This is a genomic window from Hydrogenophaga palleronii NBRC 102513 (assembly GCF_001571225.1).
GTDB classification, from domain to species: domain Bacteria; phylum Pseudomonadota; class Gammaproteobacteria; order Burkholderiales; family Burkholderiaceae_C; genus Hydrogenophaga; species Hydrogenophaga palleronii.
In genome coordinates this window covers 1-19,425 of record NZ_BCTJ01000022.1, presented here as the reverse complement: position 1 = coordinate 19,425, position 19,425 = coordinate 1, and the positions used below count along the sequence as shown (strand labels likewise).

Below are 19,425 nucleotides of genomic sequence, written 5' to 3'. Positions count from 1 at the left end.
TGCGCTGCATCGCCGCGGTCCGCGGCCCACCGGAGCACGCATGCCTTCGACGACCAATCCGCTGGACGGTTTCACGGTGGACCGCGCAGCGATCCGCACCATCGGCCACGACCTGCAGCGCCCCGAATGCATCCTCGCCGAGCGCGACGGCACGCTCTGGGCCGCCGACGCGCGCGGCGGTGTCACGCGCATCGCGGCCGACGGTTCGCAGCGCTTCATCGGCCAGCGCGCCGACGAACGTTTTGCCAGCGCGGCGCACGCCTCCACCGGCGACATGGAGGCGAAGTACACGCAGGGCACGCTGCCCAACGGCCTCGCGTTCGCGGCCAATGGCGATGTGCTGATCTCCAACTTCGGCACCGACCGGCTGGAGCTGATGACGCGCGACGGCCAGACGCGCACGCTGCACGACAGCATCGACGGCCAGCCGATCGGCAAGGTGAACTTCGTGCTGCGCGATTCGAAGAACCGCATCTGGCTCACCGTGTCCACGCGCGTGAACCCCTGGACGGCGGCGGCCAGCAGCCGCGTGCGCGATGGCTACATCGCCGTGGTGGACGAGCGCGGCCTGCGCGTGGTGGCCGACGGCTTCCACTTCACCAACGAGATCCGCTTCGACGCGCGCGAGGAATGGCTCTACATCGTGGAGACCACCGGCCCGCACATCAGCCGCATGCGCGTGGAGGAGTCGGCGCAGGGCGTGGCCCTGAGCGGGCGCGAGGTGTACGGGCCGTCGCACCTGGGCGTTTTTCCCGATGGCATCGCCTTCGACAGTTTCGGCAACCTGTGGTGCACGCTGGTGATGACCGACCAGGTGATCGCGCTCACGCCGCAGGGCGACAAACGCGTGCTGCTCGACGACGGCAACCCCGAGGCCAACAAGGTGCTGCTGGCGCACATGAACGACGGCACGCTCACCGCCGAGGACATGCTGCGCGCACGCGGCACGCTGGCACCGTGGATGGCCAGCGTCACCTTCGGCGGGCCGGACCTGCGCACCGTCTACATCGGCAGCCTGATGGGCACCACCATCCCCTACTTCACCTCGCCCGTGGCCGGCTTGCCGATGGTGCACTGGTAAGGCCTGCCGGCCCGCCCCCCACAAAGGGTTTGTACGGGTGTACAACAATTTTGTACGGATGTTCAATACGCAAATGGTCACCCGAAAAACCGCCCCCGCGACCGCCCGCCGCAAGCGCGAGGCCGCACCGCGCCCCGACCGCCAGCAGGCCATCCTGCTCGCGGCGGAACGGCTGTTCGCGCAGCGCGGCTACCACGCGGTGACGATCCGCCAGATTGCCGAAGAGGCCGGCGTGCCGCTCGCGCTGGTGGCCTATTACTACGGGCCGAAGCAGGACCTGTTCCACGCCGTGTTCGCGCACTGGGGCCACACCATCGACGAGCGCCTGGCCGCGCTGGAAGCGGTGCCGATCGACCCGGCCGATCCGCAGACGCTCACGCGCATCACCGAGGCCTTCATCTACCCCGTGATCCGCATGCGCTGCAGCCCCGAGGGGCAGTACTACGCGCAGCTGGTCGGCCGCGAGCTGACCTACAACAGCGAAGAGTCCGAGCGCGTGCTGCACGAGTTCTTCGACCCCATGGCCAACCGCTTCATCGACGCGCTGCACCAGACCCTGCCGCACGGCACGCGCGCCGACGCTGCCTGGGGCTACCAGTTCGCCCTCGGCGCGCTGCTGCACCACCTGGTGGACCACCGCATCGCGCGGCTCTCCGACCACGTCAACACACCCAGCGACCCCGCCGCCGCCGAGCGGCTGGTGCGCTTCATCGTGGGCGGCCTGCGCGCCGCTCTCACCCCTCCCGACACGAAACCAAAACGTTCGACCACCCCACCCCGAAGGAGACAAGCATGAAACGTCGCACCGCCCTCGCCGCCCTGGCGTCCATCCCCGCCGCCGTGAGCCTGCCGGCCCTGGCGCAGAGCAACACCAAGATCGTGTTCGGCTACACCGCCGTGACCGACTTCGCCTCGGTGTTCGTCGCCGCTGAAAACGGCTACTTCAAGAAGCGCGCGCTCGACGTGGAGCTCAAGTTCATCCCGATCAACTCCACCATTCCAGCCGCGGTGCAGGCCGACTCGCTGCAGATCGGCGGCCCCACGCCCAGCGTGTACCTGCAGTCCGTGGACGGCGGGCTCGACCACGTGGTGGTGGCCGGTGCCGGCGTCACGTCCAAGACCATCACCGGTTTCGGCCTCGTGGCCAAGGCCGGCAGCGGCATCCGCAAGGCGCAGGACTGCGTCGGCAAGAAGATCGGTGTGCCCGGCCTGGGCGCCTTCCTGCACGTGACCTTCCGCGCCTGGCTCAAGAGCCAGGGTGTGGACTACACCAAGGTGAACTTCGTTGAAGCCGCGTTCCCGCAACACGGCGACCTGCTGCGCGGCGGCTCCGTGGATGCCGTGGTGAGCGCCGACCCGTTCATGAGCCGCATCACCGACACCGGCGTGGGCTACGTGGCCTCGTACTACTCCACCTTCCTGCCCGAGAACCAGCCCACCATCATCCACGTGGCGCGGCGCGACTGGGTGGCGAAGAACCCCGCTGCGGCAAAGGCGTTCCGCGAAGCGGTGCAGGAGGCTGCGGCCTTCATCAACCAGCCGAAGAACGACGCCGCGGTGCGCGCCGCCATCGGCAAGTACATCAAGCTGCCGCCAGAGGTGATCGCCAAGGTGCAGATCTCGCCCCCCGGCCCGGTGGTCACCGAGAAGCAACTCGCCTACTGGGTTGACCTCATGAAAGACCAGGGCATGCTGAAGACCGTGCCCGACGTCGCACGCCTGATCGCCAAGTGAGACACGCCACGCCACGCCACACGCCAGTGCCCCGCCGAGCAGAACCGATTCCGACATGACCGATTCCGTATTGCACTTCGACCGCGTCGCCATCGAGCTCGGTGGCCGGCAGATCCTCTCGCCCGTCGAGCTCACCGTGAAACGCGGCGAGTTCGTGTGCGTGATCGGTCCTTCGGGCTGCGGCAAGACCACGCTGCTGCGTGCCGCTGCCGGCTTCGTCACGCCCAGTGGCGGCAGCGTGCGGCGCAAGGGCGCGGCCATCACCGGCCCGAGCCGCGAGGTGGCCTTCGTGTTCCAGGACTACGGGCGCGCCCTGCTGCCCTGGCGCACGGTGCAGGCCAACGTGAGCCTGGCGCTGGAAGCGGCGAACGTGCCCGCGGCCGAACGGCCCGCGCGCATCGAGCATGTGCTGAAAACCGTGGGCCTGCAGGCGCACGCGCACAAGTTTCCGGCCCAGCTCTCGGGCGGCATGCAGCAGCGCGTGCAGATCGCGCGTTGCCTCGCGCAGCGGCCCGACGTGATGCTGATGGACGAGCCCTTCGGCGCACTCGACGCGATGACGCGCGAGACGCTGCAGGACGAACTGGCCCGCCTGGTGCGTGAAGAGGGTTTGACGGTGATGTTCGTCACCCACGACCTGGAAGAAGCGCTGTACCTGGGCGACCGCGTGATCGCCCTGCGCAGCAACCCCACACCCGAGCTGCCCAGCCTGGCGGCGCTGATCGACGTGCCGCTGCCGCAACCACGCGACCAGCTCAGCACCAAGGAACACCCCGAGTTCCTGCGCCTGCGCCGCGAGCTGTACCACTACCTGGGACATTGAGATGAAGCTCAAATCCCTTGCCTTTCCGGCGCTGCTGATCGGCGCGCTGGAAGTCTGGGCACGCACCACCGGCCAGGGCAGCGATGCCATCGCCCCGCCCAGCGCCGCGGTGCGCGCCTTCTGGGGCGCGGCAATGGACGGCTCGCTGTTCGAGGCCACGGCCTTCACGCTCGGCACCGCCGCGCTGGGCCTGCTGATCGGCGCGCTCGGCGGCCTGCTGCTGGGCACCTTGCTCGGCCTGTCGCGCCGCGCCGCGCGCCTCGGTTTCCTGAGCGTGGAAGTGGCGCGCCCGATTCCTTCGGTAGCGCTGATTCCGCTGGCCATGCTGGTGTTCGGCTTCGGCCTGCGCATGGAACTCAGCGTGGTCGCTTTTGCCTGCCTGTGGCCCATGCTGGTGCTCACGCAGGCGGCGGTGCAACAGGTGGAGCCGCGCCTGCTGGAGGTGTCGCGCGCGCTGGAACTCACGGCATGGCAGCGCTTCGCCTGGATCATCGGCCCGGCCATCGTGCCGCGCCTGTTCGTTGCGCTGCGCCTCGGTGTGGCGATTGCGCTGGTGGTCGCCGTCACGGTGGAGATCGCGGCCAACCCGCACGGCATGGGCTACGCCATGATGATCGCGCAGCAAAGCCTGGACCCGGCCCTCATGCTGGCCTGGCTGGTGTGGATCGGCGTGGTCGGTTACCTCATCAACGTCGGCGCACTCGCGCTGCAGCACCGCGTGGCACGCGCCATGGGGGAGCAGGCCGCATGAGCGCAGCGCCGGGCCGTTCCCAAGCCAGCTCGCACCGCAGCCCGCAGGGCGGAGGTTTCCAATGAAAAACAATTACCGCACCCTCACCGCCATCGGCAACGCTTCGGGCTCGGTGCTCGTGCTCGGCGCCTTCATCGCCTTGTGGTGGATGGCCAGCACCAGCGGCTGGGTGAACCGCGCCTTCCTGCCCACGCCACAAGCCACGCTGCAAAGCCTGGTGCAAGGCCTGTCCGGCGGCGACCTCGCCGGCTACACCTGGGCCACGCTCAGCCGCATGTTCAGCGGCTGGGTGCTGGCCAGCGCACTGGGCATCGCGCTGGGCGCGCTCATCGGCAGCTCGAAGCGCGCCAGCGAATGGATCGCGCCCACGCTGGAGTTCATCCGCCCGCTGCCGGCCTCGGCCATCATGCCGCTGGCCATTGCGCTGTTCGGCCTCTCGGGCGGCATGGTGCTGGCGGTGGTGGCCTTTGGTGCCATGTGGCCGGTGCTGCTGGCCACGCTGCACGGCCTGGCCAACGTGCACAAGCAACTGCGCGAAGTGTCGCGCTCGCTGGAGCTCAGCCACCTCGCCTTCGTGCTCAAGATCGGTCTGCCCAACGCCATGCCCGACATCCTGGCCGGCATGCGGCTGTCGATGACGGTCTCGCTCATCGTCTCGGTGGTGGGCGAGATGATCGCCTCGCAACCCGGCCTGGGCCAGGCCATCCTGCTGGCCGCGCGCTCGTTCCAGGCCAGCGAGCTGTTTGCCGGCATCGTGCTGCTCGGCGCCATGGGCTTTGCCAGCAACGTGGTGCTTGCGCTGGCCGAGCGCTCGCTGCTGCGCTGGCAACGGCCCTGAACCACAACAACACACAACCACGACCCCACCGGAGAAGACCATGTCCCGCAAATTCGTTGACCTGTCCATTTACCTTGAAAACGACGTGGTGAGCGATCCGCCGGCGTTCGCGCCGAAGATCCAGTACTTCACGCACGACAACACCTTCGAGCAGATCGAGCCATTCTTTCCCGGCCTGAAAAAAGAAGACCTGCCCGACGGCGAAGGCTGGGCGGTGGAGCTGGTGCAGCTCTCCACCCACAACGGCACCCACCTTGATGCGCCGTACCACTTCCACTCCACGATGGACAAGGCGCTGGGCGAGAAGAAGCCCGCCATCGCCATCCACGACGTGCCGCTGGAGTGGTGCTTCCAGCCCGGCGTGAAGCTGGACTTCCGCCACTTCGCCGATGGCTACGTGGTGACGGCCGAAGACGTGGAGGCCGAACTCAAGCGCATCAACCACACGCTCAAGCCGCTGGAGATCGTAGTGGTGAACACGCGCGCCGGTTCGCGCTACGGCCACAACGACTACGTGGCTTCCGGCTGCGGCATGGGCTACGAAGCCACCATGTACCTGCTGGAACGCGGCGTGCGCCTGACCGGCACCGACGCCTGGAGCTGGGACGCGCCCTTCGTGCACACCGCACAGAAGTACGGCGAAACCAAAGACGCCTCGCTGATCTGGGAAGGCCACAAGGCCGGCCGCGACATCGGCTACTGCCACATCGAGAAGCTGCACAACCTGGAAGCGCTGCCCCCCACCGGCTTCTTCATCAGCTGCTTCCCGCACAAGATCCGCGGCGCTTCGGCCGGCTGGACACGCGCGGTTGCCATCTTCGACGACGCCCTGCAAGCCACGGCCTGACCCCCACGCTGCAGCACCGCGCAGCGTGACCGGGCCCCGGGCGGCCCGGCGCCGGATCGCCTTTCTTTCGCACAGGAACAACCCTCATGGAACTGAACCACACGCACGACGTCAACACCCGCAGCTGGCTTGAATCGGCCAACGCACCGGGCACCGATTTCCCGATCCAGAACCTGCCTTTTGGCGTCTTCCGTCGCAAGGGTTCAAACGAAGCGTTCCGTGGCGGTGTCGCCATCGGCGACCAGGTGATCGACCTCGCCGCCGTCGCCAAGGCCGGCGCCGTCTCGGGCCCTGCTGCGGTGAAGGCGGTGAACGCCTGCGCGGGTGACGCACTCAACGACTTCCTGGCCATGGGCCCGGCCGCCTGGCGCGCGCTGCGCCACGCGCTGTTCGACCTGCTCAAGACCGGCGCCAGCGGCCCCGGCGTGACCGCGCTGCGCGCCAGCCTGATTCCGCAGGCCGAGGTGGAGCACCGCGTGCCCACGCGCATCGGCGACTACACCGACTTCTACACCTCCATCCACCACGCACGCAACGTGGGCCGCGTGGTCCGCCCGGACGATCCACTCACGCCCAACTTCCAGTGGATCCCCATCGCGTACCACGGCCGCGCCTCCAGCGTCGTCATCAGCGGCACCCCGTTCAAGCGCCCCATGGGCCAGGCCATGGCGCCGGGCGCGAGCGCACCGGTCTACGGCCCCTGCCGCCGGCTCGACTACGAGCTGGAGATGGGCTTCTACGTCGGCCCCGGCAACGCGCTGGGCGCACCCATTCCGCTGACCGAAGCCGAAGACCACATCTTCGGCATGTGCCTGCTCAACGACTGGTCCGCACGCGACCACCAGTTCTGGGAAATGGCGCCACTCGGCCCCTTCCTCGGCAAGAACTTCTGCACCACCGTCTCGCCCTGGATCGTGACGATGGAAGCCCTCGCACCCTACCGCGTGCCCTTTGCGCACCCGGCCGACGAACCGCAACCACTGGCCTACCTCGACAGCCCCGCCAACACCGCCAGCGGCGGCCTGGACGTGCAGCTGGAGGTGTGCCTGGAAGCGCGCGAACACCGCGAACGCGGCATCGCCCCCGACCGCCTCTCGGCCACCAGTTTCCGCCACCAGTACTGGACCATTGCGCAGATGCTGGCGCAGCACACCGTGGGCGGCTGCAACCTGCAACCGGGTGACCTGCTCGGCACCGGCACCATCTCGGGCCCGACCCAACCCGAGGCCGGCGCCATCGTGGAACTCAGCGTGGGCGGCACGAAAGACGTGCCCCTGCCCGGCATCAACGCCCAGCGCCGCTTCCTGGAAGACGGCGACACGGTGATCCTGCGCGGCTGGTGCGAAAAGCCGGGCGCGGCGCGCATCGGTTTTGGTGAGAGCCGGGGTGAGGTGTTGCCGGCGGTGGGGTGAGGTAGGGACGGCTCTGTCGCGGGGGTGCTGCCGTGGTGTGTGGTCCTGCGATGGAGCTGGTCTGTGGCCTCGATATGAGTAGCTGCTGGCCCGCTTGCCTACGTTGCTCCTAGGCTGCTGCTCGCGGGTGGTACTTTCTGTTCGCTCATGCTTTTTCCTTGCGTAGCTGTCGCTCTTTTCGTTCGATGCGTCGCTGCACTTTCACGAACTGCTGTTCAACCTTCAATGAAAGTTCGCCGAGTACACGAGACCAGATGATGCTATCGGTGTTCGGATGAATCAAAAGCAGAACCATCGTGATTTGAGTCAACGAAAGAGCCGCGAGCCGCCCGGCTTCTTGCAAGCCCACGTTGCTGGCCCCCACCAGGATGCAATTTTGGTCGCCGAGGATGCCCAGGCGAAAGAACGTGCCTTTTGCACCTGCATGTACGGAGTTGCTCGCCAGTTTGAAATATGGCCGCAGGCGACTGAAGTCGACAGCGGCTTCAATACTGGCAAAGGACGGGTTTGGATTGTTTAGCGTGTCCGCTGCCCAGCCGTAGTCATTGAGGAAGGGTTTGCCGTATTTGCGCTCCAGATCGGCTGCCAAGGCATCCTGACGTTTCTGGTCACGTGCAGAGATTGGTCGATGCTGCAGAGTGGCTGCGAACCGTGTGTACTGACGGGCGGCCTTGATTGAGTCTGCATCAACATGTGCGACGTACCGCTCCGCTACTGCTGGACCGCGTTTGGCGATCAGCATTGCGGTAACCATTAATTCGTGCATTGTTCGCCAGCGTGACATAGCCCCATCAGCGAATCCGTTGCGTAACAGGGCCTGCACTTCCCCTGCGACCTGTACCGCCCGGCCTTGCAACCGCGTGACAACATCCACTACCGCAATGTCCTTGGACTTGCGGCGCTGCCTTCTAAGCCAATCATTCCGCACCTCCCCAATCTCTTGACAAAGAGCCACTTGGATCTCGAGCAGCTTGAGCGGTTCGGCCCATGTCAGTTCGAGCCGCCGTATGAAAGCGTCGCGCTCATTTGTCAGGTGAAGCAGGCGGACCTCAGAGTCCTTGAGGACACTCTGCAACGCAGAAGCGCTCAGTGATTCGAAGAGGTCGTTAGCCGCTGTTTCAATGGCGCTGGAGAGCTCTTTAGCGATCTGCTCAACGTCCGCGCTATTCAGATGAATATTGACGCTTCGGCCGGCCGTGATCTCGTCATCGAGCACCAAGTCGAAACTGGACGACTCAGCGCCTGACGGTGCGGCCAAAAGTTGCTCTGCGGCATCTTTAATGGCGTCGAAGTGCTTTGAGCTATCAATGCCTTGCTCGAGGAGCTTCTTGTTCAGAATGCGAGCGAGTAGGTGTGCTGATCCTGTTTGACTTCGCACCGCTTCCAAGTAAGCGTGATGAAACTCCGTTGCTGCATGAGGTCGTTTCTTTGGCATGCTTGCTATTGTGGCTGTGAGCCAAAGTCTTCGACTAGCCGGGCAGGAGGACCTGCCTTGTTTACCGGGTTGGCCACGGCAGTAGACATTCACCTCCGAAACTTTCGGGCTCCGCAAGCACGCAGCCGCGGGTACCGAAGGACCGATCAGCTGAAATCCGTTTGAAGCAGACGCCGCTTAAGTCAAAGCCAGCACTGCACTTCCCGCCCACCTCAAGTTGCCCCACCCCGCAACCTTTAAAGGCACAATCCGTGCCGGCGCGAACGCGCCGCATCCCAAACACAAACAACACAACAACGAGGAGAAGCTCGCATGGGCATGTTCCACTGGACAGAAAAGAGCGCCGCCACACTCAACAACGGCGGCGTGATCGCCCCCGACGAACGCTTGCCGTGGCCACAGACCGGCGTGATGGGCGTGCAGCACTTGATCGCCATGTTCGGCTCCACCGTGCTCGCACCGCTGCTCATGGGCTTTGATCCGAACGTGGCCGTACTCATGAGCGGTATCGGCACGCTGATCTTCTTCCTCATCACCGGCGGCAAGGTGCCGAGTTACCTGGGTTCGAGCTTCGCCTTCATCGGCGTGGTGATCGCGGCCAGCGGTTACGCGGGCTCCGGCCCCAACGGCAACATCGGCGTGGCGCTGGGCGGCATCATTGCCTGCGGCGTGGTCTACACCGTCATCGGCCTCATCGTGCAGGCCGTGGGCACGGGCTGGATCGAGCGCTTCATGCCGCCGGTGGTCACCGGCGCGGTGGTGGCGGTGATCGGCCTGAACCTGGCCGGCATTCCGGTCAAGAACATGGCGCCCACCGGCTTCGACGCCTGGATGCAGGGCATCACCTTCGTCAGCGTGGCGCTGGTGGCGGTGTTCACGCGCGGCATGGTGCAGCGCCTGCTGATCCTCATGGGCCTGATCGTCGCCAGCATCATCTACGCGGTGCTCACCAACGGCATGGGCCTGGGCAAGCCGCTGGATCTCTCGGGCATTGCCAACGCCGCCTGGTTCGGCATGCCCAACTTCAGCAAGCCGGTGTTCGAGATGAACGCCATGCTGCTGATCGTGCCGGTGGTCATCATTCTGGTGGCCGAGAACCTGGGCCACATCAAGGCGGTGACGGCCATGACCGGCCGCGACCTCGACCAGTACATGGGCCGCGCCTTCATCGGCGACGGCGTGGCGACCATGGTGGCCGGCAGCGCCGGTGGCACCGGTGTGACGACCTATGCCGAGAACATCGGCGTGATGGCCGCGACCAAGATCTACTCGACCGCGATCTTCCTGCTGGCCGGCGTCATGGCCATCCTGCTGGGCTTCTCGCCGAAGTTCGGCGCGCTGATCCAGGCGATTCCGCTGGCGGTGATGGGCGGCGTGTCCATCGTGGTGTTCGGTTTGATCGCCATCGCGGGCGCGAAGATCTGGGTCGACAACAAGGTGGATTTCTCGGACAACAAGAACCTGCTGGTGGCCGCCATCACCGTGATCCTGGGCACGGGCGACTACACGCTGAAGTTCGGCGAGTTCGCGCTGGGTGGCATCGGAACCGCGACTTTCGGCGCGATCATCCTGTATGCCCTGCTCAACCGCGGCGCCCCCGCTCCGGCCCGCCAAAAGCACTGAGTGTCTGGCGGCCACGCAAGGTGGCCGCCTTTTTTTTGCGGGTGTTCTTCAGCGGCGCGTGCGCTCGCGCCGCGCCCGCTCTGCCGGGGTTTCTGGCGGTGCGCTGAGCACGCCGCCGATCTTGGCACCGAGCACGGTGCCGATGCCGGGCAACACCGCCGTGCCCACGGCCGCACCGGCCAGGCTGCCCCAGGCCAGTTCAACTTCGGGCTGGCTCGTGGGCCCATGCAGCGCGAAGGGCACGTCCACCACGCCGCCCGCCACTTCCAGCCGGCCCTGGGCGTCGATCTGTCGGCGCTGCAATGTGACCCGTCCCGTCGCGCTGTAGGTGCCGGCCACGGCCTTCACGTCGGTGAACACGGTCTTGAGCCCCTGCGCGGTGTTCTGCGTTTCCATCACGCCGCTGAGGCTGTCCAGCGCGGTTTCGCCGGCGGTGTCCCGACCGAGCGACTTGACCGCCTTGTCCAGGTTGAAGCGCAACATCCTGGCGCGCTCCACGCTCAGCACGCTGCGTGTGCGCAGCGAACGGAACAGCGCGTCCAGCGACTCGCCCTCGGCGTGCAGCGTGGTGTCGCCCGAGGCCACGCCGCCGATGGGCGAGCGCCGGTGGAAGGCCTGCAGCATGGCCTGCACGTCCACCTGGCGCGGCGCGAGTTCGCCGCTCAGCGTCATGCCGCCGTCGGCTGCGCCGAGCAGCCGCGCCTGGCCCTGTGCCGTGCCGCCCGCGCCCTGCACGCTCAGCCGGTAGACGTGGGCGCCACGCTCGGTCTTGCCGTCGCGTGTGGCCTGCAGCGTCAACGGCGGCACCACGCCCGGGCGCAGGAGGTGGATGCGCCGCGGCAGGCGGTCGTCGTCAAAGTCCACCTCGCCCTCGTACACCTCGCGGGTGCCGCTGTGCGAGATGTAGGTGGTGTCGGTCACGCGCAGGCGGCGCAACTGCACGGCCTCCACGGCCTGCACAGCTTGCTTGTTGCCTGGCGCCTCGCCCCGAAACGCCGCAAGCGCCTCGCGCGGCAGCACAGCACCGTCCACCTCCAGCCGGTGAATCACCAACCGCTGGCGCAACAGGGGCCACAGCGCGGGGTAGAGGGTGATGCGGCGGGCCTGAATGGCTTCGGGTTGCTGCTGCGTGTGCACGTCGCGCAGCTCCAGCACGGGCCCACCCAGCAGGCGCCAGCGCAAGCCGCCCACCACCAGCGGTTGCCCGAGGCGGGCCTGGAACTCGGCCTCGATGCGGCGCGCCAGCTGTTCGTCGTTGGGCAACATGGCCCACAGCGCCACGGCGGCGGCCGCGAGCAGCGCCGCCAGGGCGCCGAGAGCGCCGAGGACGGGCAGAGGCCGGCGGCGGGTGGGTGTCATGGTGGGTGACTGGGCCTGTTTCGCACCATGATGCGCGCCCGGCGCGCCGCTGTCTGTAGGTGCTTGCCGCCTCCACACGCAGCCACCCGGCCCTGCCGGCGTACCGGGCACGCGGGCGCGGTTTTAATAGGGGCGCCCTTGATCACTGGAGAACCCGTTTGAACATCTGGAAAAAGCCCATCTCGGTCGAAGAACTCACCCGCATCCACCAGGACACGGCGGTGCAGCAGCTCGGCATCGAGTTCCTGGAAGTCGGGCCCGACTTCATCCGCGCCCGCGTGCCGGTGGACGCCCGCACCAAGCAGCCCTACGGCCTGCTGCACGGCGGCGTGAGCGTGGTGCTGGCCGAAACGCTGGGCTCGTGCGGCGCGGCCTACAGCTGCCCGGAAGGCCAGCGCGCGGTGGGCCTGGACATCAACGCCAACCACCTGAAGGGCGCAACCGCGGGCTGGGTGACGGGCGTCACGCGGCCGGTGCACATCGGCCGCACCACGCAGGTGTGGCAGATCGACCTGAGCAACGACGCGGGCGAGCTGACCTGCGTTTCGCGCATCACCATGGCGGTGCTGGGCGGGCGCTGACCGGTGGGCGGCTTGACGTAGGCCCGCGCGCCTCGGTATGGTCGATGCTGTTCGCAGCAGCTGATTTCTCGTTGCGCGTGACCAGCATGCCGCCAACGAGCGCTGAAACCTCCATCGGCCCCACCTCAACCGTCTCTGCCATGACCCACTCCACCCCGCGCACGCCATTGCCCACGCTGTCCCGTTTGCTGCGATCTCTGGGCGCGGCCGCCCTGGTCTTCGGCACCGTGGCGTCTCTTGCCGCAGAACCCCCACAGGCCCCCTCCGGCAACCTGCGTCTTTTCGTTTCAGGCCACAGCCTGACGGACAACCCCGTGGGCGAGTACATCACCCAGATCGCCAGCAGCATGGGCACCCCCGCGCGCTACAACCAGCAGATCGTCATCGGCTCGCCCATCAGGGCACGCACCCACGGCCAGGGCAGCTGGTCAGGCTATCGGCAAGGCAAGAACCGGTCGGGGTCGGACATCGACGTCCTGGGGGAGCTTCGCAGCGGCAAGGAGATCGGGGGAGACCGCTACAACGTGTTGCTGATCACCGAGCGCCACGATCTGCTGGGCCCCCTGATCTGGGAAGACACCGTGCGCCAGCTGCGGCATTTCCACGAGCGCGCCCACGATGCCAACCCGGCGGTGCAGACCTACCTCTACACCTCGTGGTGGGGCATCAAGGACATGGCCAACCCGCAGACCTGGGTGCAATACGAACGCGAAGCGGATCAGGCGTGGCAGTGCATCGCCACGCGCATCAACACCTCGCTGATCCATGAGAACCGGCCGGACCGCATCCGGCAGATTCCCGCCGCCGCCGCCCTGGCGGCCCTGGTGGACCGCTCCACCCGCCAGCAACTGCCGGGTTTCTCGCAGGCCGACGTCAAGGCCACGATGGGGCAGTTGTTCACCGACGATGTGCACCTCACGCGGGCCGGGGCCTACTACGTTGCGCTGGTGTCCTACGCCACCATCTACGGGCGTTCGCCGGTCGGGGCCTGGTCCCCTTCCGGGGTGGGTGCGGCCCAGGCGAAGGCCCTGCAATCCGTGGCCTGGGACTTTCTCTCCCCGTCAACGCCACCCGCCAAGCCCCTCACCCTCGCGCAGTGCAACAGCTACATGGTCAAGACCTTCTGCGAGGCCTCCGGGAACTTCGTGAGCAAGGGCGATGCCGGCACCATCAACGGTTGCAAGCAGAGGTTCTCCCAGTCCGGCCCGGACAACCCCCTGAGCTTCGACGCGCAACGCGACGCAGCCCACTGGCACCCCGCGCCCTGAACTGCACGGTGTGCGGTCACACCATCGCCGGCCACGGGCGAGGCCCTGCGGTCCGACACCACCGCGGGCGGGCTGACCTCCAGCGCGTGCACCGGCATGGTGGTGGCGCGCGAGTCCCCGGGGACGCCTGCCGCGTTCAGAGCCCCAGGCGCATGATGGACACGGTCTCGCCGTTGGCCTCGACCTCTTCCACCGCCACCCAGCCCAGGCGGGCGTAGAGCGCCTGCTGGTCGGGCGTGTAGAGGTACAGCGCCGGCAGACCCTGCCGCCGGCTTTCTTCGATGCAGGCGCAGACGAGCGCGCTGCCGATGCCACGGCCCCGCGCCTGCGGCGCCACGAACACCTCGCCCAGCCAGTGCGGCTTGTCGGGGTGGCCGGGCAGCTCAAACAGCTTGACGCTGGCGGTGCCCAGGAAGTGGTCCGCGCCCGCCTCTCCCCGCTCTCCCGCCCCTCCCTCCAGTGCCACGAACGCAAACGGCACCCGCCCCTGCTGGCCTTGCTGCGCGTGTTGCGCCAGGCGTTGTTCGATGGCCGGCAAGGAGGCCCAGGGTGCGAAGTCGCGCCACTCGGCGTGCAGTTGGGCGGCGATGGGGCCGATCAGGCCGGGGTGCTGCTGCAGCTCTTCGATGCGCAGCGTGTTGTTTGCGTTGGCATTGGCAGTTGCACGCAGCGCACCCGGTGCACCCGTCTCAGCCGACATGCTGGTAGGTGCTGTCGCCGTGCGGCGCGGCGCGGAAGGCGGGCAATGCTTCGGCCTGCGCAGACCAGGCCACGAGCGCCGGGTGGTCGGCGGCGGGCACCACCTCGGGCAGCATCTGCTGCGTGAAGTGCCAGGCCACGGCCACCGTCACACCGGCCTGGGTCAGGCGGGCGCCGGTGACGGCGGGCAGTGTGCGCGCGGCGAGCGAATGCTCCAGCTCAGCATAGGCCGCGAGCAGCTGGCCGCTGACGCGCTCGACCCAGGGCTGGTGCAGTTTCTCGGGCGGGCGCAGGCCGCGCTCGTAGACGATCTGCACGCTCTTCTCGCAGGCCGCCAGCGCAAGGCCGGTGAGGCGCAGGTCGAGCGCGAGTGCGGGCAGTTCGGCGGGCAGCAGGCTGCGTGGCCGCGCGCGGGCTTGTGCGTAGTCCAGGATCAGGTTGGAGTCCATCAGCACCGTGCCGTCGTCGCACACCAGGGTGGGCGCCTTGACGACCGGGTTGATCTTCTGGAACTGGTCGAAGGTGCTGAACACCGAGAGCGAGCGGTGCTCGAAGCGCAGGCCGAGCAGTTGGAGGGAGATGGCGACGCGCCGCACGTAGGGCGAATCAAGCATGCCGACGAGTTGCATGGGAGGTCCAATGGGTGGATGGCGGGCCAGTGTGCCCGATTCCGGTGTCACCCCCAAACGCCACCGAACAACGCCACGCCAGCGGTGCCGGCGGGCGCGCAGGATCACTCGCGCTCGCAACGCCCCTGGGCCGTGGCCTGGCCGCGGAAGTCGCTGCTCCAGGTCTGGGCGGCAACGTCGATCTGGATGCGCTCGTTGTCGAGCGCGGTGGCGATGGTGTTTTTCTGGACCGAGAAGGTATAGGCCGGCACGCCGTCGATGTGCACCGCCTGCACACGCTGCTTGTCGTAGGCGATGCGCACGGTGCGCGTCCAGGTGGTTCGCGCGGGCAGGTAAACCGCTTCGCAAACCAGCGTCACCGTTTCCCGCGCATCAGCGGCCGCGGCCTTGTCTTTTTTCTTCGCCTGTTGCGCCCCGGCCGGGAGCGCGAGAGCCGTCACCGCGAGGCCCAGCGCCAGCGCCATGGCGGTTCGCGCAGGTCTCATGGTGCGTCGGCCTTCGCCATGCGCTCGCTCTTCCAGTACACGTCATCGCCACCGTGCATGCGGTTGAGCACGCGGGCCAGCACGAACATCAGGTCGCTCAGGCGGTTGAGGTACTGGCGCGGCGTGTCCTTCAGGGTTTCGGCGGTGTCCAGTGCCACCACCGCGCGCTCGGCGCGGCGTGCCACGGTGCGGCACACGTGGGCCTGGCTGGCGGCGCGGTTGCCGGCGGGCAGGATGAACTCCTGCAGCCGCGGCAGCGCCTCGTTGTGTTCGGCCAGCGCTTCGTCGAGCGCAAGCACGGCCTCGGGCTTGAGCAGCTCGAAGCCGGGAATGGACAGCTCACCACCGAGGTTGAAGAGCTGGTGCTGGATCTCCACCAGCAGCGCGCGCACGCCGTCGGGCAGCTCTTCGCACAGCAGCAGGCCGATGTGCGAATTGAGCTCGTCGACATCGCCCATGGCGTGCACGCGCAGGCTGTCCTTGGAGACGCGGGTGTTGTCGCCCAGCCCGGTGGTGCCGGCGTCGCCGGTGCGGGTGGCGATCTGGGTGAGTCGGTTGCCCATGGTGTTTGTGTGTCCTCTCGTCGGGTCGCTGCGGGTCGCATCGGACCGGTGGCGGCATGCCACCCGGGGATTGTGAGGGAATGCAGGCAAATGTGTCCCCCGCAAAGCGCATGTGATGGAGGCAACGTCCGGCAATAGTGCTGGCCTCACCCGGCGATGCGGGCGGTAATGGGCCTCTTGTTCCACCCACCGCAGGAGCCACCACCGATGTCGCGATCCCGCCCCCGTACCACCTCCCAGCGCCTGTCCCAATTCGAAGCCCGCAGCGTGCAGCTCATTGCCGCCTGCACGCTCGGCCTGGCCGGCATGGCCAGCGCCCAGACCGGTCCGCCTGCCCGCCAGGCGTCTTCCTCCTCCCCCTCCTCTTCTTCTTCCAGCGTGCCGGCACCGCGCCAGGCCCAGCTGCCGCGCATCGCGCGCCTGGACGCCACCGACAACACCTCCCCACGCATCTCCCGCAGCGAACGGCGCTGAGGCGGCGGCGCGCGCCGCGGCCGCACACAGCGCGACCGCAAGGCTTAAACTGGCCCGCTGTCACCTACACAGCGACCGGAGACCTGCCCCATGAACGCCCCCACCACCCTGCACCACCTGGCGCCCGAAGTACACGCACGCGCCATCCCGGACGGTTTCCTTGACGCCCTGCAGGCGCGCTTCGGCGCGCAATGCTCCACCGCCCTGGTGGTGCGCGAACAGCACGGCCGCGACGAGTCCATCTACCAGGTGCCACCGCCGGTGGCGGTGGTGTTCGCGCAGAGCACGCAGGACGTGGCCGATGCGGTGGCGCTCGCCGCGCAGCACCGTGTGCCGGTGATTCCCTTCGGCGTGGGCTCCTCGCTCGAAGGCCACCTGCTGGCCGTGCAGGGCGGCATCAGCATCGACCTCAGCCGCATGAACCAGGTGCTCTCGGTCAACGCCGAAGACCTCACCGTGACGGTGCAGCCCGGCGTCACGCGCAAGGCGGTCAACGAGGCGGTGAAGAGCGAGGGCCTGTTCTTCCCCATCGACCCCGGCGCCGATGCCTCCATCGGCGGCATGTGCGCCACCCGCGCTTCGGGCACGAACGCGGTGCGCTACGGCACCATGCGCGAGAACGTGCTGGCGCTCGAAGTCGTCACCGCCCAGGGCGAAGTCATCCGCACCGGCACGCGCGCCAGGAAGAGCAGCGCCGGCTACGACCTCACCCGCCTGCTGGTGGGCAGCGAGGGCACGCTGGGCGTGATCACCGAGATCACCCTCAAGCTCTATCCGCTGCCCGAAGCCATCTCGGCCGCCACCTGTTCCTTCCCCACCATCGAGGCCGCCGTGCGCACCGTGATCCAGGTGATCCAGCTCGGTGTGCCGATCGCGCGCTGCGAGCTGATCGACCACAACACCGTGCGCATGGTCAACGCACACAGCAAGCTGGGCCTGCGCGAAGAGAACATGCTGCTGATGGAGTTCCACGGCTCGCCCGCGAGCGTGAAGGAGCAGGCCGAGACGGTGCAGGAGATCGCCAGCGACTTCGGCGGCAACGCCTTCGAGTGGGCCGACACGCCCGAGGAGCGCACGCGCCTGTGGACCGCACGGCACAACGCCTACTTCGCCGCCATCCAGAGCAAGCCGGGCTGCCGCGCCATCTCCACCGACACCTGCGTGCCGATCAGCCGCCTGGCCGACTGCCTGCTCGACTCGGTGACCGAGGCCGACGCCGCCGGCCTGCCCTACTTCCTGGTCGGCCACGTGGGCGATGGCAACTTCCACTTCGGTTACCTGATCGACCCGGACAAGCCGGAAGAACACACGCTGGCCGAGGAGCTCAACCACAAGCTGGTGGCGCGCGCGCTGAGCCTGGGCGGCACCTGCTCGGGCGAGCACGGCGTGGGCCTGCACAAGATGGAGTTCCTGCTCACCGAGGCTGGTGCCGGCGCGGTGGACATGATGCGCAGCATCAAGCGCGCGCTGGACCCCGACAACATCATGAACCCGGGCAAGATCTTCGCTCTTTGAGTGCGGCGCTGGCTCTGGACAAAAAAGCCTCCCGAGCGGGAGGCTTTTTTCATGGGCGCATATGCCGGGCCGCTCAGGGCGCGGGCTGCGCCTCGAACAGGGCCACCTGGGCACCCAGGCGGTCGAGCAGGCGCAGGCGACGGCCTTCCATGGCCCATTGTTCGGTGGTGGCGAGTGCAAACAGCAGGGCGCGCTCGCGTTCCATGTCGGTGGCGCAGACCTTCAACTCGCGGCGTGGGCCACGCAGCATCTGCAGCGCCGAACCGCTCAGGGTGTACGTGCCCACCAGTTCATTGCAGCCACCCGAGCCGGTGACGCGGTGGCCATCGGCGTTGAGCACGAAGTACGGCGTGGTGGCCGCGCTCTGCGACGGCAGCGGCTGGCCGTCCAGCGCGACCAGGGCCCAGCGCACGTTTTCGATGCGCGGTGCCGCGGGCTGCGCGCGTGTGTCGACCGGGCGCAGCAGCACGTCGGCGTGGCTGGTGCCCGAATGGCCGAGCACCAGGTAGGCGCTGTCGGTCACGTACAAGGCCTTGCCGTCCACCAGCACCTCGGCACGCACCGAATAACTGCCACGCTCCTGCACCAGCCGGCCCGCGACGGGCAGGCTGAAACGCAGGGGTTGTGCGCCATTGGCGGGCAGCGTGGCCTGGGCCAGGGTGTTGGCGCGGGCATCGGCGCGCGAGACGTCGGCCACCGACACGTCCAGCACCGCGTTGGCGGGCAGCACCACCTGGCCCTCGAAACGGGCCGTGCCGGTCACGGTGAGCGGCGGCAGGGTGCCCGGTGGCGGCGTGGCACAGGCCGAGAGCAACAGGCCCGAGGCCAGGGTGGCCAGCAACAACAAAGGGCGGCGCGTGAACAGGCGAGGCGATGAAGTCTTCATGAGCGATCCTGAAAAAAGAAAAAGCGGTGCGCGATAACCGGCCCACGCATTGTGCGCAGAAGGCCGACGCGCCTGTCAACGCATGCTACAGCCACCGGAGCAGAACCCGTATCGCATGTGAGCACGGTGACCCGTGAGCCGAAAGCGGATGCCAGCGCGGGGCACAGAGGCGCCAGCCGGCGCGCGACCCACAGCGCACGCAACAAGCGCCCGCCAAGGGGCAACGACGGTCCGACTGGGCTGGCCCCAAGGGCCGCCCGCCTCGTAACGCCGCAGGCCCAACACAGAGGGAGACGCCGCGCAGCGGCGCAGAGGCACCAGCCGGCGCGCAACCCACAGCGCATGAGAAAGCGCAGACCAAGGGCACCGAGGGTCCGGCTTCGCCGGCCCCAGGTGCCGTCCCCCCTCGTAGCGCCGAAGGC

At 67.8% G+C, this 19,425-nt stretch carries 20 protein-coding genes; 13 read left to right on the top strand and 7 right to left on the bottom strand.

The window, feature by feature from the left end; translation table 11 throughout:
• Window positions 1–40 precede the first annotated feature (40 nt).
• The 8 genes from HPA01S_RS15225 (at window position 41) to fahA (ending at window position 7,486) form a co-directional block, all read left to right on the top strand.
• Window positions 41–1,081, top strand: coding sequence for an SMP-30/gluconolactonase/LRE family protein (locus HPA01S_RS15225; protein ID WP_066271616.1), 1,041 nt, complete (start codon window positions 41–43; stop codon window positions 1,079–1,081).
• A gap of 73 nt (window positions 1,082–1,154) precedes the next feature.
• On the top strand, window positions 1,155–1,877 hold the full coding sequence (locus HPA01S_RS15220; RefSeq protein WP_066271615.1) for a TetR/AcrR family transcriptional regulator: 723 nt from the start codon (window positions 1,155–1,157) through the stop codon (window positions 1,875–1,877).
• Window positions 1,874–2,815 (top strand): ABC transporter substrate-binding protein, encoded by a 942-nt coding sequence (locus HPA01S_RS15215; protein WP_066271614.1) that lies wholly within the window; start codon window positions 1,874–1,876, stop codon window positions 2,813–2,815. Before HPA01S_RS15220 ends, HPA01S_RS15215 begins: the two co-directional genes overlap by 4 nt.
• 55 nt (window positions 2,816–2,870) lie before the next feature.
• Window positions 2,871–3,638: an ABC transporter ATP-binding protein gene (locus HPA01S_RS15210; RefSeq protein ID WP_066271613.1), complete on the top strand. Its 768-nt coding sequence runs from the start codon at window positions 2,871–2,873 to the stop codon at window positions 3,636–3,638.
• Between the two features lies 1 nt (window position 3,639).
• Window positions 3,640–4,389: an ABC transporter permease gene (locus HPA01S_RS15205; RefSeq protein WP_066271612.1), complete on the top strand. Its 750-nt coding sequence runs from the start codon at window positions 3,640–3,642 to the stop codon at window positions 4,387–4,389.
• 61 nt (window positions 4,390–4,450) lie between these two features.
• Entirely contained in the window at window positions 4,451–5,227 is a 777-nt protein-coding gene (locus HPA01S_RS15200; RefSeq protein ID WP_084360718.1) for an ABC transporter permease, read from the top strand.
• 40 nt (window positions 5,228–5,267) lie between these two features.
• On the top strand, window positions 5,268–6,074 hold the full coding sequence (locus HPA01S_RS15195) for a cyclase family protein (protein WP_066271611.1): 807 nt from the start codon (window positions 5,268–5,270) through the stop codon (window positions 6,072–6,074).
• Window positions 6,075–6,160: 86 nt separating this feature from the next.
• A complete protein-coding gene (fahA, locus tag HPA01S_RS15190) occupies window positions 6,161–7,486 on the top strand; it encodes a fumarylacetoacetase (protein WP_066271610.1) in 1,326 nt (441 codons plus the stop codon).
• Window positions 7,487–7,631: 145 nt separating this feature from the next.
• Here fahA and HPA01S_RS15185 read toward each other — a convergent pair whose 3' ends face one another.
• The gene (locus tag HPA01S_RS15185; RefSeq protein WP_157085047.1) at window positions 7,632–8,921 is read right to left on the bottom strand and encodes a DUF5677 domain-containing protein; all 1,290 of its coding nucleotides are present in this window, start codon (window positions 8,919–8,921) and stop codon (window positions 7,632–7,634) included.
• A 312-nt stretch (window positions 8,922–9,233) separates the two neighbouring features.
• On the opposite strand from HPA01S_RS15185, the gene HPA01S_RS15180 reads away from it, so the two are divergent.
• Entirely contained in the window at window positions 9,234–10,544 is a 1,311-nt protein-coding gene (locus HPA01S_RS15180; protein WP_066271608.1) for a solute carrier family 23 protein, read from the top strand.
• A gap of 48 nt (window positions 10,545–10,592) precedes the next feature.
• Here HPA01S_RS15180 and HPA01S_RS15175 read toward each other — a convergent pair whose 3' ends face one another.
• Window positions 10,593–11,903: an AsmA-like C-terminal region-containing protein gene (locus tag HPA01S_RS15175; RefSeq protein ID WP_066271607.1), complete on the bottom strand. Its 1,311-nt coding sequence runs from the start codon at window positions 11,901–11,903 to the stop codon at window positions 10,593–10,595.
• 158 nt (window positions 11,904–12,061) lie between these two features.
• Here HPA01S_RS15175 and HPA01S_RS15170 point away from each other — a divergent pair, with 158 nt between their 5' ends.
• Together HPA01S_RS15170 and HPA01S_RS15165 are read left to right on the top strand one after the other, a co-directional pair.
• Window positions 12,062–12,484: a hotdog fold thioesterase gene (locus HPA01S_RS15170; protein ID WP_066271606.1), complete on the top strand. Its 423-nt coding sequence runs from the start codon at window positions 12,062–12,064 to the stop codon at window positions 12,482–12,484.
• 140 nt (window positions 12,485–12,624) lie between these two features.
• On the top strand, window positions 12,625–13,752 hold the full coding sequence (locus HPA01S_RS15165; RefSeq protein ID WP_066271605.1) for a hypothetical protein: 1,128 nt from the start codon (window positions 12,625–12,627) through the stop codon (window positions 13,750–13,752).
• Between the two features lie 136 nt (window positions 13,753–13,888).
• On the opposite strand, the gene HPA01S_RS15160 is transcribed toward HPA01S_RS15165, so the two are convergent.
• The 4 genes from HPA01S_RS15160 to HPA01S_RS15145 form a co-directional block, all read right to left on the bottom strand.
• Window positions 13,889–14,452 carry a GNAT family N-acetyltransferase gene (locus HPA01S_RS15160; RefSeq protein ID WP_084360717.1) on the bottom strand — a complete coding sequence of 188 codons (564 nt, stop codon included), beginning with the start codon at window positions 14,450–14,452 and terminating at the stop codon, window positions 13,889–13,891.
• Window positions 14,442–15,080 carry a glutathione S-transferase gene (locus HPA01S_RS15155; protein ID WP_066271604.1) on the bottom strand — a complete coding sequence of 213 codons (639 nt, stop codon included), beginning with the start codon at window positions 15,078–15,080 and terminating at the stop codon, window positions 14,442–14,444. The genes HPA01S_RS15160 and HPA01S_RS15155 overlap by 11 nt, the downstream gene beginning before the upstream one ends.
• 104 nt (window positions 15,081–15,184) lie before the next feature.
• Window positions 15,185–15,565, bottom strand: a complete 381-nt coding sequence (locus tag HPA01S_RS15150; RefSeq protein WP_157085046.1) for a hypothetical protein — start codon at window positions 15,563–15,565, stop codon at window positions 15,185–15,187.
• Complete coding sequence (locus tag HPA01S_RS15145) at window positions 15,562–16,128, bottom strand: cob(I)yrinic acid a,c-diamide adenosyltransferase (RefSeq protein WP_066271599.1); 567 nt, start codon at window positions 16,126–16,128, stop codon at window positions 15,562–15,564. Before HPA01S_RS15145 ends, HPA01S_RS15150 begins: the two co-directional genes overlap by 4 nt.
• Before the next feature lie 207 nt (window positions 16,129–16,335).
• On the opposite strand from HPA01S_RS15145, the gene HPA01S_RS15140 reads away from it, so the two are divergent.
• On the top strand, window positions 16,336–16,602 hold the full coding sequence (locus HPA01S_RS15140; protein WP_066271598.1) for a hypothetical protein: 267 nt from the start codon (window positions 16,336–16,338) through the stop codon (window positions 16,600–16,602).
• 90 nt (window positions 16,603–16,692) lie between these two features.
• The gene (locus HPA01S_RS15135; protein ID WP_066271596.1) at window positions 16,693–18,117 is read left to right on the top strand and encodes an FAD-binding oxidoreductase; all 1,425 of its coding nucleotides are present in this window, start codon (window positions 16,693–16,695) and stop codon (window positions 18,115–18,117) included.
• A 73-nt stretch (window positions 18,118–18,190) separates the two neighbouring features.
• On the opposite strand, the gene HPA01S_RS15130 is transcribed toward HPA01S_RS15135, so the two are convergent.
• Window positions 18,191–19,003 (bottom strand): YbaY family lipoprotein, encoded by an 813-nt coding sequence (locus tag HPA01S_RS15130; RefSeq protein ID WP_084360716.1) that lies wholly within the window; start codon window positions 19,001–19,003, stop codon window positions 18,191–18,193.
• Between the last annotated feature and the right edge of the window lie 422 nt (window positions 19,004–19,425).